Annotated in this window: 17 protein-coding genes; 8 read left to right on the top strand and 9 right to left on the bottom strand. The window is 52.3% G+C overall.

The genetic code is table 11. The features are described 5' to 3' along the window. Window positions 1-59 precede the first annotated feature (59 nt). From NDI45_RS08000 to NDI45_RS08015, 4 genes are all read right to left on the bottom strand, one after another. Entirely contained in the window at window positions 60-764 is a 705-nt protein-coding gene (locus tag NDI45_RS08000) for an HAD family hydrolase (protein WP_348246971.1), read from the bottom strand. 174 nt (window positions 765-938) lie between these two features. Beyond that, complete coding sequence (locus NDI45_RS08005) at window positions 939-1,256, bottom strand: TMEM165/GDT1 family protein (protein WP_348247027.1); 318 nt, start codon at window positions 1,254-1,256, stop codon at window positions 939-941. Between the two features lie 49 nt (window positions 1,257-1,305). Beyond that, a complete protein-coding gene (locus tag NDI45_RS08010) occupies window positions 1,306-1,776 on the bottom strand; it encodes a TMEM165/GDT1 family protein (protein ID WP_348246972.1) in 471 nt (156 codons plus the stop codon). A gap of 99 nt (window positions 1,777-1,875) precedes the next feature. After that, window positions 1,876-2,229, bottom strand: coding sequence for a YkgJ family cysteine cluster protein (locus tag NDI45_RS08015; protein ID WP_190791973.1), 354 nt, complete (start codon window positions 2,227-2,229; stop codon window positions 1,876-1,878). A gap of 212 nt (window positions 2,230-2,441) precedes the next feature. On the opposite strand from NDI45_RS08015, the gene NDI45_RS08020 reads away from it, so the two are divergent. Beyond that, window positions 2,442-2,573 carry a photosystem II reaction center protein Ycf12 gene (locus NDI45_RS08020; RefSeq protein WP_190790968.1) on the top strand — a complete coding sequence of 44 codons (132 nt, stop codon included), beginning with the start codon at window positions 2,442-2,444 and terminating at the stop codon, window positions 2,571-2,573. Window positions 2,574-3,180: 607 nt separating this feature from the next. After that, window positions 3,181-4,170, top strand: a complete 990-nt coding sequence (locus NDI45_RS08025; RefSeq protein ID WP_190790969.1) for a ribose-phosphate pyrophosphokinase — start codon at window positions 3,181-3,183, stop codon at window positions 4,168-4,170. A 148-nt stretch (window positions 4,171-4,318) separates the two neighbouring features. Here NDI45_RS08025 and thiL read toward each other — a convergent pair whose 3' ends face one another. Together thiL and NDI45_RS08035 are read right to left on the bottom strand one after the other, a co-directional pair. Beyond that, on the bottom strand, window positions 4,319-5,326 hold the full coding sequence (gene thiL / locus NDI45_RS08030) for a thiamine-phosphate kinase (RefSeq protein ID WP_348246973.1): 1,008 nt from the start codon (window positions 5,324-5,326) through the stop codon (window positions 4,319-4,321). 15 nt (window positions 5,327-5,341) lie between these two features. After that, the gene (locus NDI45_RS08035) at window positions 5,342-6,538 is read right to left on the bottom strand and encodes a peptidylprolyl isomerase (protein ID WP_348246974.1); all 1,197 of its coding nucleotides are present in this window, start codon (window positions 6,536-6,538) and stop codon (window positions 5,342-5,344) included. Window positions 6,539-6,799: 261 nt separating this feature from the next. Here NDI45_RS08035 and efp point away from each other — a divergent pair, with 261 nt between their 5' ends. The 5 genes from efp (at window position 6,800) to mtnA (ending at window position 10,732) form a co-directional block, all read left to right on the top strand. Beyond that, window positions 6,800-7,357, top strand: coding sequence for an elongation factor P (efp, locus tag NDI45_RS08040; RefSeq protein WP_190790973.1), 558 nt, complete (start codon window positions 6,800-6,802; stop codon window positions 7,355-7,357). Between the two features lie 222 nt (window positions 7,358-7,579). Next, window positions 7,580-8,080: an acetyl-CoA carboxylase biotin carboxyl carrier protein gene (gene accB / locus NDI45_RS08045; protein WP_190790974.1), complete on the top strand. Its 501-nt coding sequence runs from the start codon at window positions 7,580-7,582 to the stop codon at window positions 8,078-8,080. Window positions 8,081-8,204: 124 nt separating this feature from the next. Beyond that, window positions 8,205-8,492: a hypothetical protein gene (locus NDI45_RS08050; protein WP_348246975.1), complete on the top strand. Its 288-nt coding sequence runs from the start codon at window positions 8,205-8,207 to the stop codon at window positions 8,490-8,492. A 112-nt stretch (window positions 8,493-8,604) separates the two neighbouring features. Continuing rightward, window positions 8,605-9,609, top strand: coding sequence for a hypothetical protein (locus NDI45_RS08055; protein ID WP_348246976.1), 1,005 nt, complete (start codon window positions 8,605-8,607; stop codon window positions 9,607-9,609). Between the two features lie 64 nt (window positions 9,610-9,673). Next, the gene (gene mtnA / locus NDI45_RS08060; RefSeq protein ID WP_190790976.1) at window positions 9,674-10,732 is read left to right on the top strand and encodes an S-methyl-5-thioribose-1-phosphate isomerase; all 1,059 of its coding nucleotides are present in this window, start codon (window positions 9,674-9,676) and stop codon (window positions 10,730-10,732) included. A gap of 324 nt (window positions 10,733-11,056) precedes the next feature. Here mtnA and NDI45_RS08065 read toward each other — a convergent pair whose 3' ends face one another. Further along, window positions 11,057-11,464 (bottom strand): PPC domain-containing DNA-binding protein, encoded by a 408-nt coding sequence (locus tag NDI45_RS08065; protein ID WP_242067220.1) that lies wholly within the window; start codon window positions 11,462-11,464, stop codon window positions 11,057-11,059. A 34-nt stretch (window positions 11,465-11,498) separates the two neighbouring features. Then, on the bottom strand, window positions 11,499-12,317 hold the full coding sequence (locus tag NDI45_RS08070) for a dienelactone hydrolase family protein (RefSeq protein ID WP_190790990.1): 819 nt from the start codon (window positions 12,315-12,317) through the stop codon (window positions 11,499-11,501). A 269-nt stretch (window positions 12,318-12,586) separates the two neighbouring features. Between NDI45_RS08070 and NDI45_RS08075 the strand changes: the two genes are divergently transcribed. Next, complete coding sequence (locus tag NDI45_RS08075; RefSeq protein ID WP_190790977.1) at window positions 12,587-13,936, top strand: ATP-binding cassette domain-containing protein; 1,350 nt, start codon at window positions 12,587-12,589, stop codon at window positions 13,934-13,936. Window positions 13,937-13,956: 20 nt separating this feature from the next. On the opposite strand, the gene speY is transcribed toward NDI45_RS08075, so the two are convergent. Then, window positions 13,957-15,195: a deoxyhypusine synthase gene (gene speY / locus NDI45_RS08080; protein ID WP_348246977.1), complete on the bottom strand. Its 1,239-nt coding sequence runs from the start codon at window positions 15,193-15,195 to the stop codon at window positions 13,957-13,959. Window positions 15,196-15,650 lie beyond the last annotated feature (455 nt).

Below are 15,650 nucleotides of genomic sequence, written 5' to 3' on the forward strand. Positions count from 1 at the left end.
ACAGTTAAGGCGATTTTACGCAAGCGTGAGCGATCGTGCCAGCCCAGCAGGAAGGACAGTTAGCTGCTGATTGCTGTCAGCGACGCATGATTCAAAATGTAGTCTAGCGCGGCTCCCAGATGACTAACGATCGCGTTCGGGTGGTGTTGGGCAAGCTGAGTTCGATCGCGAATCCCTGATAACACTGCCACCACCGGAAGCCCATGTGCTTGAGCAGAGAGAATGTCGGCTTCGGTATCGCCAATCATCCAGGTTTGCGGCACAGGCGGCAGCTCCAGCAGTGCCTGACCCATGAGCAGCGTCTTGTCCTGCACGTCGCTGGTTTTGGCATAGTCGTTGCTGAGGCAATAGCGGCAGCGCAGCGGAAAAAAGCGTTCTAAACTGTACTGATGCAGCGCAGCATCTAGCTCCTGCACCCGTCGCATCGTCATCACCACCAGCTCAATCTTTGCCTGCTGAATCCGCTCCAGACCTTCGATCGCCCCCGGCACGACGACATCATGCACCAGATAAGGCAGCGTGTGAACGGTTTGCTTTCGTAGCCGGGCAAATTCAAGTGCCTGCGTTTCGTCCAGTCCCGATCGTCTGCCAATCTCGCGTTCGGGAATCTGCGATCGTTTGCAGTGCCAAAATTCTGCTTTGGTCAGGATGTGAATCGGCTGCTCCGCCCGCCGGATACTTTCCAGGCAAAACTGATACACCCGGTAGTACCGCTCGGAGACATCCATGATCGGACCATCGAAATCGGTGATGATTCGCAGCATTCTGGGAAAGACTCGCTTCAAAGCTTCTTAACTTTAATTAAAACTTTAGCTTTGATTCAAGTCGATTGGTTCGTCAATTTCACCCAGGGGCGATCGCCTCAAGACTGCAATGCTTCTGGCGGTGCAAATGGTGCTGCAAAACTCATTTCTGCCCTACTTTCACCCTAATCGGGATTACTCCAGTAGTTCAGGAGAATGCTCATCACAATCAGACGAAGCTTCAGCCGTTCCTCGTAGCAGTCTGATCGCCATGATCGAAAATCCAATCGCTGCCACTGCTTTAACCCACCGCACAGGCAAAAGCTGAGACAGTCCGCCACCCAGCAGCACCCCCAGGAAACTCGCCAGTACCAGAGCCGCAACAGTTCCCAGAAAGACTGCTTTGATTGATCGCGATCGACCGCTCAGCGCAATTGCAGCAAGCTGGCTTTTATCGCCCAGCTCCGACAAAAACACGGTAATAAAGCTCAATCCCAGCAAGTGCCATTCCATTTTTGCTTCGCCTGTGTGTGCTTCGCCTGTGTGTGCTTCGCCTCTTGCCTTAACCCTGGACGACATCCAATATCAGCAGCGCCGAAATTCCCAGCAGCAGGATGCCGACCGATCGCTCTAGCACGCGGGGCGCAACGCGCTTTGCCAACCAGCAACCCAGGCAAACTCCGATCGCGCTCGTTGCAACCAGTGCCGCGCCTGCTCCGGCAAACACAATCCAGGGCGAGTGAGATTCTGCCGCCATCAGCAGGGTTGTCACCTGAGTTTTGTCGCCCAGTTCAGCCAGGAAGATCGTAAAAAAGGTGGAGGTAAAAACTTTCAGGTGCAGTTTCCAGGCGGGTTCTTCAGCGGAATCAGCAATGACTGGGTTAGACCGGCTCTCCGACTGGTTTGCAGCAGATTCTGTCAAACTCGACTCGGCATCAGACTCAATAACAATCGCCTCAGAGTGAGAAAGCGCAGCTTCTAAACGATCCAAAGAGGTTTCAGCGGTGGTGGAAGGGACAGAGAGAGATTGCACGAGTCAGTACACCTCAGCCATTTCATTTTCTTTTCATTTTGTCTGACTGTGACTAGAAAAGCAATCCCCCGCTGAACTTTTCCCTCATTTCTTTACAGCTCAGTCCTGCTCGATCGATCGCTCAAACCGCAGCAGCTCTAGACTTCTATCACCATATACTGCTTCAATTTGCTGAACGCAGCAGTCGATCGCAAAATCGCTTAATTCCTCTGGCTCCACGTCGTAGAGATCTTGAAATACATCCGGCTGCACCCGGCAGAAACGGGGACGATCGGCGTAAATACGGCATTCGCGCAGCGCATGATCAAAGTGAATGCACCAGCCGTCTTCACCGACCAAACTCATATAGAGCAGGAGTTCTTCTGGCGCAAGGTATGTTTCTAAATCGGGTCGATCGTCTGGATCAAGCTGGCAGCACGCACCACACTGCTTTACACATTGCCAAGTCGCCATTGCTCTGGTCTACCCCATTGAATATCTCTATTCGAGCTTAGCGGTTCTGAGTGTGAGTCTGCCATTAGATTGCTGCTCATGGTTTGTGGCAATTTGCCTGAAGTTAGCTCGATCAGAATTCTCTACCTGCAAGAGGGCAAGAACCGTGTAAAATACAATCCAGATAAGCTGTTCAAATAACAATCAATTATTCGGGTTAGTCGGGAGGAGCAATGGATTTCATTACGAGTGTTCTTGGCAACATTAACTTTGAGACGATCGCGCAGCTCACCATGCTAGCGCTGATTGTGATTGCAGGTCCGGCAGTGATTTTTGTGCTGGCTTTTCGGGGCGGCGATCTGTAAGTTGATCGAGTGATCAAGGTCGTTTGATCAAGCTAAGACGATCGGGTTAAACCGAGTAAGTCACGCAACAAGCTCAGTTTGGTGGGTTGAGAGGGATTGCGGACCGATAAGTAACGGCAATCCAGTTTTTGCGTCACGATCTGTTTCGTTATTCCTCTCATACTCTATAGAATTGCTGCTCAGCATTATAAATTCTATATAAATTGTTTGCCTTCTCCCATTCAGAAGGTTGAGTTGGTAAAGTAAAAGAGTGATTCAGTTCACTTAAAATCTTCAAAGCAGTTTTATTGTTTCTTTAGAGTTTTAAACTGGTCTGTATTAGGCTTAGCGCGAGATTTGGTTATAGCAGGATTCGATTGTTTCTTTTCAAGGCGTTACTACTCTGGCTTTCAGCTTAAGAAGGTCAGTTTTTACGAATGTCAAACGATTTGGCAGCAGAAGCCTGGAAGATAACTTCAATCTTGTTGATTGCGGAATCTTTAGCCGCCTGCAGCAATCAAAGTACAGTGCTAGTGTCAATTCACTTTTTAGTATCCGTACAACTACCAAGAGATGATACTGCTCCGATGATGCTAATATTTCCCTGACTGTCGCCTGAGGAACTGTCGTGATCAGCACTGCAACTCTTACCCTTCAGCATCCTCGTATTGATCTCTCAGATCATCGCCTTCGGTTGTTTTCTGGATCTGCTAATTTGCCGCTAGCCCATGAAGTTGCCCATTACTTGGGGATGGATTTGGGTCCGATGGTTCGCAAACGGTTTGCAGACGGCGAAATCTATATCCAGATCCAAGAGTCGATTCGCGGCTGTGATGTCTACTTGATGCAACCCAGCTGCTGTCCGGTGAACGATCACCTGATGGAGTTGCTCATTATGATTGATGCCTGCCGTCGTGCTTCGGCGCGTCAAATTACGGCCGTCATTCCTTACTACGGCTATGCGAGAGCCGATCGCAAAACTGCCGGACGAGAATCGATCACAGCCAAACTGGTTGCCAATTTGATTACCCAGGCAGGCGCAAACCGAATTCTGGCAATGGATCTGCACTCAGCCCAAATCCAGGGCTACTTTGACATTCCCTTTGATCACGTTTACGGTTCTCCGGTGATTCTGGATTACCTGAACGCCAAGAATCTGAGCGATGTGGTAGTCGTTTCGCCAGACGTGGGCGGTGTGGCACGGGCAAGAGCCTTTGCCAAAAAGCTGAATGATGCCCCGCTTGCCATTATTGATAAACGCCGTCAAGCTCATAACGTTGCTGAAGTCATGAACGTGATCGGGGATGTCGCTGGCAAAACGGCAATCTTGGTAGACGACATGATTGATACGGCAGGAACGATTTGCGAGGGCGCAAGAATTCTGCGACAGCAGGGCGCAAGCCAGGTTTATGCCTGTGCTACTCATGCCGTGTTCTCGCCTCCAGCCATCGATCGACTTTCGGCAGGACTATTTGAAGAAATCATTGTCACCAACACAATTCCGGTCACTGAAGACCGACGCTTCCCGCAGCTTACTGTGCTTTCGGTGGCAAATTTGCTGGGTGAGGCAATCTGGCGGATTCATGAAGACAGTTCGGTAAGCAGTATGTTTCGCTAGGCTTTAGCGTCAGTTCTACTGCTTGAAAAGATAGAGACAATCGGGGGCAAAAGCCCCTTTTTTATTGCAGACCTTTTTGTAAATCAGAATAAATTAGATTGGCGGATAGGTTCGGGCAAGGACAGCAGGTTTAAATCTTTTGAAGCAGCTAGCGGACGGAAAAATGCTGAAATCCTCTATTAAGGGAAAGCTCAACGATCGCATCCTTGTTTTGCAGTGAAACCGTTTGCTCAGCAGTAATCTTTCCCACGATCGCTGCCCCATCTCCTAATTGCACCAGCAGCTTTTCTGCAATCTCGATCGGCAGACACAGCACGAGTTCAAAATCTTCACCGCCGTAAAGCATCCACTCGATCGCCTGAGCATTGCTGACCCAAGGAGTGAATTCAGGCGGAACAGGAATTTGATCCCGCTTCACCGTGGCTCCCACTCTGCTAGCGCGGCAAATTTGCACGATCGCATCGGCTAAACCATCACTGCTGTCCATACCTGCAACCCGCAGATCGGGATATTGGGTTCGCAGGTCTGTGAGCAGGGTAACAACATCCAAACGCGGAATTGGACGCTGATGGGCTTGAACCAATCGATCGAAAGCCGTTTTTTCCAGGGCATTGCCCAATTCGGAATTCAGCAGCAGCTCTAGTCCGGCTCTGGAAGCTCCATGGTATCCGGTGATCAGAATTGCATCTCCCGGTTGGGCGATCGATCGCCGAATTGCTTCTGCGGGTCTGACCTGTCCTAATGCGGTGATTGCCAGACTAATCACGGACGATCGACAAATATCGCCTCCGACAATCGGGGTTTGAAAGGGCTGCAAACCGTCAATCATGCCTTGATAAAGCTGCTCAACCCAGTTCACAGTTACGCTTCCCGGCAGGCTCAGCCCGACGGTGAGGGCGATCGGCTCTGCGCCCATTGCGGCTAGGTCAGACAAATTTGCAGCAACAGCGCGCCAACCTACATCTGCAGGGGAGGTGGTTCGGTCACTAAAGTGAACGCCGTCTACCAGCGTATCGGTTGTGACGACCAGCGAATGTCCTGCGGCGATCGAGAGCAGGGCTGCGTCATCCCCGATTAAATCCGGCGGACAGAAGCTTTGCAGTCTTTGCAAAAGTCCCTGTTCGCCGATATCCTGTACGCGAATTTCCTTGGTCATGATTGACGGGATCGATCAAGCCGACTCTGGCTCAACCAGATTTTCCGCGCCTTTCACGACTCTGGCAGAAACAATTTTGTCGCCTGCCCGAATTTTATCCAGCACTTCTTTGTTTTCCGTCACATAACCAAAGACAGCATAGCGACCGTCCAGCAGATTAAGTCCGGCGGGAGTGAGTTCCGGCTCAAACAGGAAGAAGAAGAACTGCGATGAGCCGCCGTTGTTATCTTCTCCCGGTCGTGCCATGCCCAGCGTGCCATAAGCCGAGAAAGGCAGCACAGGCTGGTCGAGATAGCGTCCGGCTTCTTCCAGCGTGACCCCGTAAGTCGGTTCCTTGTCGCCCTGCACCATAATTTCCAGGGGAACAGCCCGATAGTTGCCCGTTTTCGGATCGACAAAGCCCTCTTCCTTGCCGGGGGGATCACCGATCTGCGCTACATAAAAGTCTTCAGCGCGAACGAACTCCAGTCCGTTATAAAAGCCGCGCTGCACCAGATCGACAAAGTTTCCTGCTGTAATGGGCGCATTGTAGCCGTCGACCACCAGTGTCATATCACCCTTAGTGGTTTGCACCTCAACGGTTGCCCGTCCTTTAAGCTGCGGCAGATTGCTGTATTCCTCTGGCACTTCATAGGGAAACTGGGCAACCATCAGTTCTTCTAGCTGTCCCACCTGATCGAGAAGCTGACCGCGCTTTGTCCAGATTGCTTCCTTGTCCTGCTTTTCGACAGCCGATCGTATGTCGGTAACGCCTGCCTTGAGCCGATCGATCGCGGCTTCTGCTTCTGCTTTATGCTCATCAGGGACGCTTGCCAGCAGGGGATCACGTTTGATGTTCAGGATGCGATCGGCAGTATCCAGATTGCGATTGATCGCGCTCACCTTCCGCCGACCCCGCAGTGCTTCCGACATACTCTCCAGGCTGACCTGCAAATCGCGCACGGGCTTATTGTCGATCGGCAGGGCGTAGCGCAGGAGAGCTTTACCGTCGGTGATTGCATTTCCGGGTGGCAGTGCCAGCGCAGATTGATTCCACTCCAGACCAAACAGGCTTCCGGGCGGCAGGATGATTCCACTGCTCCAGAGCAACCCGATCAGCAGCACCAGCGATATGCCTGTTTTCAATAGACGGCTAATGAAAGCAAACCCTTTGCCGCACTGGGAGGACGGACGCTCGATCAGGGTTTTGAGAGGGGCAAGCGTTCTACTCATGAAAATTTTTAAAAAGCTCAACAAAATAGCTCAGCAGGACTGCGTTGAAGAGGTTTCTGTTTGCAGAACTCAAATTCGCACAAGCCAGAAACTTCACTCATCATCTTCCCATAACGATGGAAGGGATTTCATCTCGACCTGCCGAGCCGAACCCAGCAGGATTTCGATCGCGCGTGAACAAATTCCTTCTGCCTTTCGTGATATGTCTCCCTCGGAGCGGTAAAATAAATTGCCGATCGTTTTGCCAACACAGCAAGATTCATGATTTCCAGTAATGATTTTCGCCCCGGGGTCAGTATTGAGCTTGACGGAAACGTCTGGCGGGTTGTGGAATTCCTCCATGTGAAACCTGGTAAAGGCTCCGCTTTCGTGCGAACCAAGCTCAAAAATATGCAGAACGGGAACGTAGTTGAGCGAACGTTCCGGGCAGGAGAGACTGTCCCGCAGGCAGTCATCGAAAAGAATACGATGCAGCACACCTATAAGGACGGCGACGATTACGTCTTTATGGACATGGAAACTTACGAAGAAGGTCGCCTGAATGCCAAGCAAATTGGCGATCGCGTGAAGTACCTAAAAGAAGGGATGGAAGTCAACGTGGTGCGCTGGAATAACCAGGTGCTTGACGTTGAACTGCCCAACTCAGTTGTACTGGAAGTCGTGCAAGCCGACCCCGGCGTAAAGGGCGATACGGCAACGGGTGGTACCAAACCTGCGATCGTCGAAACCGGGGCGCAAGTCATGGTTCCTCTGTTTATTTCGATAGGCGAACGCATCAAAGTTGATACTCGCACAGATACCTACCTGGGACGGGAGTAGTTTGGCGATCGTCGTCGCGATCCGTTTAGCGATTAACAGTTAGCCAGCTATCAGTTTCAAGGCAGATTGAAGGCAACTTGAGGTCAAATGTCGCGATCGTTCGATTGTGGTGATGCAGGACTTCTCGTGCCTTTACATTCCTTTCCACTCCTGCTTTTCCGCAACTGTTAGTCGCTACGCCATCTCATTTAAAATCATTCGACTAGAACGGTTAAAACAAGCGTGGAACTGAACTTTAGCGAACTCCGAGATTTATTAACAGTTATTAATCAAACTGATATTGCAGAATTTACGCTCAAAAGCGGCGATTTTGAACTGGTAATTCGTAAGGGCGTTCAACCCGGTGATACTCCGGCGACTTCTCCGGCTCCATCGACGGATACTGCCGTTGCCCTGGCTCCGATTCCCTCCCTGCCCAGCGCGTCTGCCACACCGATCGTCGTTCCCCCAACGCCAACCCCGCCACCCCGCTCGACCGAGAAGTTTGTCGAAATCGTCTCGCCAATGGTCGGCACCTTTTATCGTGCTCCGGCTCCTGATGAAGCTGCGTTTGTAAATGTGGGCGATCGAGTCCGAAATGGTCAGACAGTCTGCATTATTGAAGCCATGAAGCTGATGAATGAAATCGAGGCAGAAATCAGCGGCGAAATTGTCGAAATCCTGGTTCAAAACGGCGAGCCTGTTGAGTTTGGTCAGCCCTTGATGCGGGTGAATCCAGCATAGTCAAAGCCAATTCATCCAGGCAATCCATCAAGCTAGTGTTTTGTGAAGCAAATTCTGACGGGTAAGGGGGAATGTGGGGGCGTTGCCTCCGGTAGGGCTGAACCCTTGCACCCCGCCAATCAAAATGACGGGCTCCCAGACAGAGTGCTGGAATGTTGAAGGGCTAAACGCTGTCGAAGCCCGATCGCCCGCTTTACAAACTCAAACTCGACCCGAAGGATTCGATCAGCTCAATATCAGACATTCCTGTCAGCTTCTCCTGATGGGTTCAGAATCCTCCGAAGATAGGGAAAGAACTCCCAAAAGCTGGATCAGTCAGCATTTCAATTCAGATGCATCAGGGAAATGTCCCTTTCCGGCAAGAAAACGCAAGGCATTTTGTCGGATTGAACTCGTAGCAACAGGAGTTTGATCCCCCTAGAGGGGAAGTGTTTCGCATGGTAGCTGGGTATGGAAACTGGGTAGTATTTGTCCGTGTCTAGTCTGTCCGTCTCTAAACAGTTGCTAAAATCGTGCTGGGAAAAATGGTCAGTTTTCTGCGTGATCTGTACTACGAGGGCTACGAGACTGCCCATGCTTGGTATCGGGGACTGACGCATAACCGGAAATGGCTGCTAATGCGGCAGCTCAGTCGCTTTACGAAGATTCGCTGTTGGATAAAGCAGTCAGTGGTAAAACAGCGGCTTGCTCTCTGTGCTGAGCCTTGTGAAACAGCGATCGATCGGTCTATTTTTCCTGATGTGGCGATCGATCAGGTTGTGCAGTCGATTCAGCAAGACGGATATTTTCTGGGTCTACAGCTTCCCTTGTCGATTGTGCGATCAATCCTTGACTTTGCGAATCAGCAGCCCTGCCTAGGAAATCGCTATCCCGACACAGGCTTTTATTACGCCGAAAAAGCACAGGCAGAGGCACACTATCAAACCGCATTTGTGACGGCGAGCTACTTTAATACCGCTTTGACCTGTCCAGCAATCGCCAAACTGGGACAAGATCCAGTCTTGCGATCGATCGCGGCTCGCTATTTGGGGGCAGAACCCGTTTTGATTAGCAGTCGCCTGTGGTGGAGTTTTCCCAGTCGGGCAACCGTGCGCGATCGGCGAAAATCTGCCCAGATGTTTCACTATGATCTGGACGATTACGGGTTTCTCAAATTCTTTTTCTATCTCACTGATGTCGATGAGTGGGCGGGTCCGCATATTTGCGTTCGCGGCACGCATCTGCACAAACGCTGGTTTCATGAATGGTTTGGCAAAAAGTTTTCTGAAGCAGCGATCGAGCGTGCCTATGGTTCGGCAAATGTGATCACAGTTTGCGGCGAATCAGGCTTTGGCTTTGCCGAAGATACGTTCTGCTTTCATCGGGCAAGCCCGCCTCAAAAACACGATCGCCTGATTTTGCAGCTTGAATATGCCCTACAGGATTACGGCATGGAGCGCGACACGATCGATCCCCAATCGGTTAGGGTGTATGCTGCCGGGGCTGATTCGCTAACTGGATCACCTTGTCGAGGTGATAGAGTTCGATAAGCCCTATAGCTCGATCAGCTATATAGAGTAGACTAGATCCTTGTTCTGCTGGTGAGCGTGCGTCATGTCATTCTCTTCTCAAGTATTTCCGGTTTATTGGTATCAAGACCATGTGCGGCTGATTGACCAAACGCGATTGCCGCAGGAGTACGGCGTGGTAGAAATTAGCCGCTCAGACGATATGGCACTGGCGATCAAAACCATGATTGTGCGAGGTGCGCCTGCGATCGGCGTAGCGGCAGCGTATGGGCTATATCTGGGTGCGCGCGAAATTGAGGCAACCCAGCGAGAGCCGTTTTTAGCTCAGCTAGAGCAGGTGGCGCAAAAGCTCAAGGCAACTCGCCCCACTGCTGTGAATTTGTTCTGGGCGATCGATCGAACCCTGAAGATAGCGCGGCAAACCCTGGGCAGCGTGGATTATATCAAAGAAGCTATTTTGCAGGCAGCCCATACAATTCGCGAGGAAGACATTGAAACTTGTCAGGCGATTGGCGAAGCGGGCTTGACCGTTCTGCCCCAGCCGCCGGGTCAGTTGCGGCTTTTAACCCACTGCAATGCAGGCGCACTGGCAACTGCAGGCTACGGTACGGCTCTGGGTGTAGTGCGATCGGCTTGGCGCGAAGGACGACTAGAGCGAGTCTATGCCGACGAAACTCGTCCCCGGATGCAGGGCGCAAAGCTCACTACCTGGGAATGTGTGCAGGAAGGCATTCCCGTGACGCTGATTACTGACAATATGGCGGCGCACTGTATGAAGCAGGGCATGATTGATGCGGTCGTGGTGGGAGCCGATCGAATTGCGGCAAACGGAGATGCGGCGAACAAAATTGGCACTTATAGCGTTGCGCTGATTGCCAGAGCACACAATATTCCTTTTTATGTGGCAGCTCCGCTTTCAACAATCGATTTTTCCCTCTCGACCGGTAGCCAGATTCCGATCGAGGAACGCGACCCCGAAGAGGTTTACCAGATTGGCGATACGCGCATTTGTCCGCCGGGCGTTGAATTTTACAATCCGGCGTTTGATGTAACGCCTGCCGAGCTCATTACTGCCATCATCACCGAGCATGGGGCAGTCCGACCGGAGGAGCTGATTCAGCTTCAGTTTAAGCAGGTGGTTTAGACAAATTTGCGGCGTTAGCGGCAATCGGCGGTGTAAATCAGTTCCCTTTAGGGGGCAATCGGTCAGCCCAGCCTAAAACAGCCTTCCTGTCTGATGTTTGGACACAACGATAATTTCGCCGCTCATTAGGGCAGCAAAGCGGTGGGATAAAGCCAGCCCCAGTCCTATGCCTTCATGACGGCGATCGAGTCTGCTTTCTCGCTGCTCAAACGGCTGGAATAGACGGTTCAGATCAGTGGCGGTGATGCAACTCCAGTATCAATAACCGAAAACAAAAGCTGGTTTCTTGATGCCGGGCTATTCTCCTTCTGGGGAAATCGACTTTCAAAAATCCTCGATCGTCAATTCCCGATAGCCCGAATCGAGATCATGCTCTCGTCGAAAGCGCAGTTCTGGCATAATGCCAATCACAATTTCTGCGGTGGTGTAGATGCGGCAGCCCTCCAGCAAATGACCGCCAAAGGTTTGCCCTGTCCGCTCGGCGATTGACAGATGATAGTGCGACCCGTGACAGGACATTACGCCCATCAGCGACACAATCTCAAGATGTCCCTGATAGATCGTTCCTTCAGATTGATTTGCCAGCCGTAGCATTGCCTGAGTGAGACTGCCAACACAGGTGACAATGCAGGCAGCTTCCAAACGGTGATCCTGGACAAACTGCTCCAGCTCAAGCTTCAAGTCTTGCCCTGGCTTCAACCGTAAAGCTGCCACCTGCATTGAAGAAAACATTCCCTTATCTCCCTATGTCCTCATCTTCCTATCCCTAGACTCCATATTGCTTAAACCAAGCCTGAAGCTTCTCCCAGCCATCCTCTGCATCTACCTGCCGATAAGAGGGTCGATAGTCGGCGTGGAAACCGTGGGGCGCATCGGGATAGACGATGATTTCCGAGGGACTATTGGCGGCAGCGAGGGCTTGCTTCATCTGGTCAACGCTAGTGAGCGGAATGCCATCATCCTTACCGCCGTACAGTCCCAGAACGGGGGCTTTGAGCGTGCCTGCCACATCGATCGGAAACTTGGGCTGGAGTTCGGTTGATTGCCCAACCAGGCGTCCATACCAGGCCACCCCCGCCTTGAGCTGAGGATTGTGCGCGGCATAAAGCCAAACAATTCGACCGCCCCAGCAAAAGCCTGTAATCCCAACCCGATCGACATCGCCCTTCCCGGAATTTTTCGCCCAGTTGACCGCCGCATCCAGATCGGACATCACCTGAGCATCGGGCACGCTGGAGACGATCGGGCGAATCTCGTCGATGCTGCTCAACTTCGACACATCCCCCTGCCGCACAAACAGTTCGGGTGCGATTGCTAGATAGCCCAACTGAGCAAACCGCCGACACATATCCTGGATATATTCGTGAACGCCAAAGATTTCCTGCACCACCAGGACGACCGGAAAATCAGTTCCCGTTTCAGGCATCGCGTGATAGCCGGGAATGACTCCATCTTGTGTCGGAATCTCGATCGCCCCTACCATCAATCCCTCTGTATCCGTGATGATCGTTTCAGCAGAAACAGGGCGAACTGCCATTGCAAATCCGGCGGCTAGCGTTGCCATCACAAAATGCCGTCGTTTCATACTGCCGTCTGCCATGTTGACCTCCGTTAACCCGAACGATTGAAGATGCTTTCGCAAAAGAATGATTGCAAAAGGTTAAACAGTATTAAGATATCGCAATCACTTCGATCAAGCTATGTTGCTGCAATCCTGCTGATGAGGCGCGGTCGATCGCAAACAAGCTTGGTAGAATTTGGGGAAGCTTACGACAGGTTAGCCTGCCATTCTCCCTGAATTGATTTTGGGAGTCACGCTCAACATTCATTTAGCAGAACTCATTTCAAACCACTGTGGCGCAAGTTGTACTCGAAAACATCTACAAAAGTTTTCCTCACCGCACGGGTAAAGCCAGTTCCTCCGGTCAGTCCTCCGGTCACTCCATCCAGAAGCGTTCTGCGGGGGGAATCGCTCCAAACGCCGCCTCCGTAGGAGCAACCGCACTGGCAATTGACCCCGAAACGGAAACTGGCACAGCTCAGAGCGTGAGCGTACTACGGCGAATCAACCTGACGATTCACGACGGTGAATTTATGGTGCTGGTGGGTCCATCGGGCTGCGGTAAAAGTACGCTGCTGCGCCTGATTGCCGGACTGGAAGCCCTCACAGGCGGCAATATTTCTGTGGGCGATCGCCTCGTCAACGATCTGCCACCCAAAGCCCGCGATATCGCGATGGTGTTTCAGAGCTACGCGCTTTATCCACACATGACGGTGTATGAAAATCTGGCGTTTGGGCTGCGGCGCACCTGGACGATCGATGAAAGCGAGGCAAAGCCTTCTAATCGCCCAGAATGGATGGAGCGACTTTTCGTCAGTGCCACCCGATCGCTGCCGCGCGGTTTGCGCTACTGGTCAGCCGAAGAAAAGCTGATCGATCGCCGCGTCAAAACGGTGGCTCAGATGCTCCAGATCGAATCGCTGATCGATCGCCTGCCCAAACAGCTTTCGGGCGGACAAAAGCAAAGAGTCGCGCTGGGTCGGGCAATGGCACGCAATCCCCAGGTGTTTCTGATGGATGAGCCGCTCTCGAACCTGGATGCCAAACTGCGGACTGAAACCCGCGGCCAGATTGTTAACCTTCAGCGCAAGCTGGGCACGACCACAATCTACGTCACCCATGATCAGACCGAAGCCATGACCATGGGCGATCGCATTGCGGTGATGAATGCCGGACAAATTCAGCAGGTGGCGCGTCCGCTCGATCTTTACAACCGTCCGGCAAATCGCTTTGTGGCGGAGTTCATCGGTTCACCGCCCATGAACTTTATTCCGGTTCAGGTCAAAGCTCCCCTGCTGATTCAGCACCCTCAATTTCGCCTCACTCTGCCCCACGACTGGGAAGCGCGGCTGCGGCTTTATGACGGGCGATCGATTACCCTAGGCATCCGTCCAGAGCATCTCAGCGTTGGTTTGCCTGCGCCCAAAAATATCCCTGTCCGGGTCGAGCGCGTCGAGGCACTGGGCAGCGAAACTTATCTCAGCGTCAGTCTGGTGACTCCAGACCGCTCCGGTGAAATCTTGCCCCTCCAGGTGAGAATCGAACCCGATCGCCCGGTTTTTGTGGGAGAGGAACTCTGGCTGACGATCGCGCCCGACAAAATTCATCTGTTTGATGACAGTACAGGGCGGGCGATCGTTTAATCAGGTTGCTCAAACCCCTGCTAAACCTCGATCGACTCCCGCCGATATCCGTTGCGGTGCTCTTTGCGAATCGGAGTGCCACAGGGATAAGTTGCAATCGGCTGTGGAGCAGTGACGGCTTGCTTCACGGTTTGGGCGATCGCGATCGTCGGTTGGGCTGGCTGCTGTGCCTGGGCGGTCAGATAATCCCGACGCAGGGTTTCGAGCATTTCCTCGCGGCGATCGTACAATCGCTTCAGCGGACGCGGCTCACACTGGCTGAGGATGTAGGCAGAGAGGATTGGGAGAGCGATCGTGCTGTCGGTATAGCAGACGATCGTGCTGGGTAGCTCTTCGGGGTCGACTTTGCCCCAGCTTACGGCTTCGGAGGGGGTTGCACCAGACAGTCCGCCTGTATCGGGACGGGCATCGGTGATTTGCACAAAGTAATCGTGTCCGCGCTCTTCGAGTCCCAGGACTTCGTGAATCTGGGGCTGGGTTTGCAGCAGGAAGTTTTTGGGACTGCCGCCGCCCAGGATCACTGCTGCGCTCTTGGCTTCTTCACCAGAGGAGGTTTGACGGGCTGCGTAGGCGATCGCTGCGGTTTCGTTCACGTCCAGTGACGGGTCGATCATGAGCTGATAGCCTTCCAGTGCCAGAGCTGCCACATTCATGCCAATCGAACTATCTCCAGGCGAGGAGGTGTAGATTGGGACGCCGCACTGGTAAGCCATAGACAGCAGGCAGGAGTGCTTTAAGCCTAACTGCTGCTCGACTTCGTACAGATATTGGCCCAGTAAATGGTGAAACTCTGCCGTGCTCATGCGCTTCTGGAAGGGTTCTGCCTTCAGCAGTTCGCGAATAAACGCATCGGTTTCGAGCAGCACATCATAGCCAAACACAATATCGTAGATGCGAATCCGCCCTTCCTGGCGCAGTTTCACGTCATCGACAAACGGATGGCTGGCATACAGATCCAGTCCGAGTCCGTAGTGAATGTCGTGATACAGGTTCGCTCCGGTGCTGATCATCCAATCGATCATGCCGTGCTGCATCAGCGGAGCCAGCACAGAGCCACCCAATCCGGCAGGAGTCAGCGCACCAGACAAACTGACGGCAACGGTAACGCCTTCCTGCATGACTTCACGGCTCAACAGGTGGCAAATTTCGCGTAAGCGGGCGGAGTTATACGCGGTGAAATACCCGTCGATCAAATCGACGACGCTAATTTCAGCAGGCATCGGTGCAGGGGAAATCTTATGGCTGAGAATTTTCGACATTGCTCGCTCTCCAAATTCGCTGGAATTTCGGTGAAAAAGAAATTAATGCAGACCCAAAAGCGTGAAGCTGCAAACCGATGCGAAAGACTGCTAGAAGGGTTCCCACCCTCTGCACATGTCTCACTAGAAAACTGAACCAACTCCGATCGCCCTGACTTCCTTCAGCCATGACATGAGAGAAATCAGCAGGCTACCGCAGACGCAGTTTTCCTGTTGCATTAAATCGATTTGCAAAAACTCTAAAGCGAGTCTCGATCGACCGAGTTTGTCAGGTCGCTAGTTCCGGGTCTAAACCCAACTAGCTACTTCGCGGGCAATTTTGCCCCCAACCCACAAACCTACAGTTACAGGTCGATCAGCTCATACTAGGTCCTTCACAGCGGTCTGCCCAGGAGAGAGCCGGGTCAGTCAACCGTCTGCGCTGTAATTTCACTTCCAGACACCACAAGGGCTTC

Origin of the sequence: Leptolyngbya sp. GB1-A1, assembly GCF_039962475.1 — a bacterium.
GTDB lineage: Bacteria > Cyanobacteriota > Cyanobacteriia > Elainellales > Elainellaceae > Leptolyngbya_A.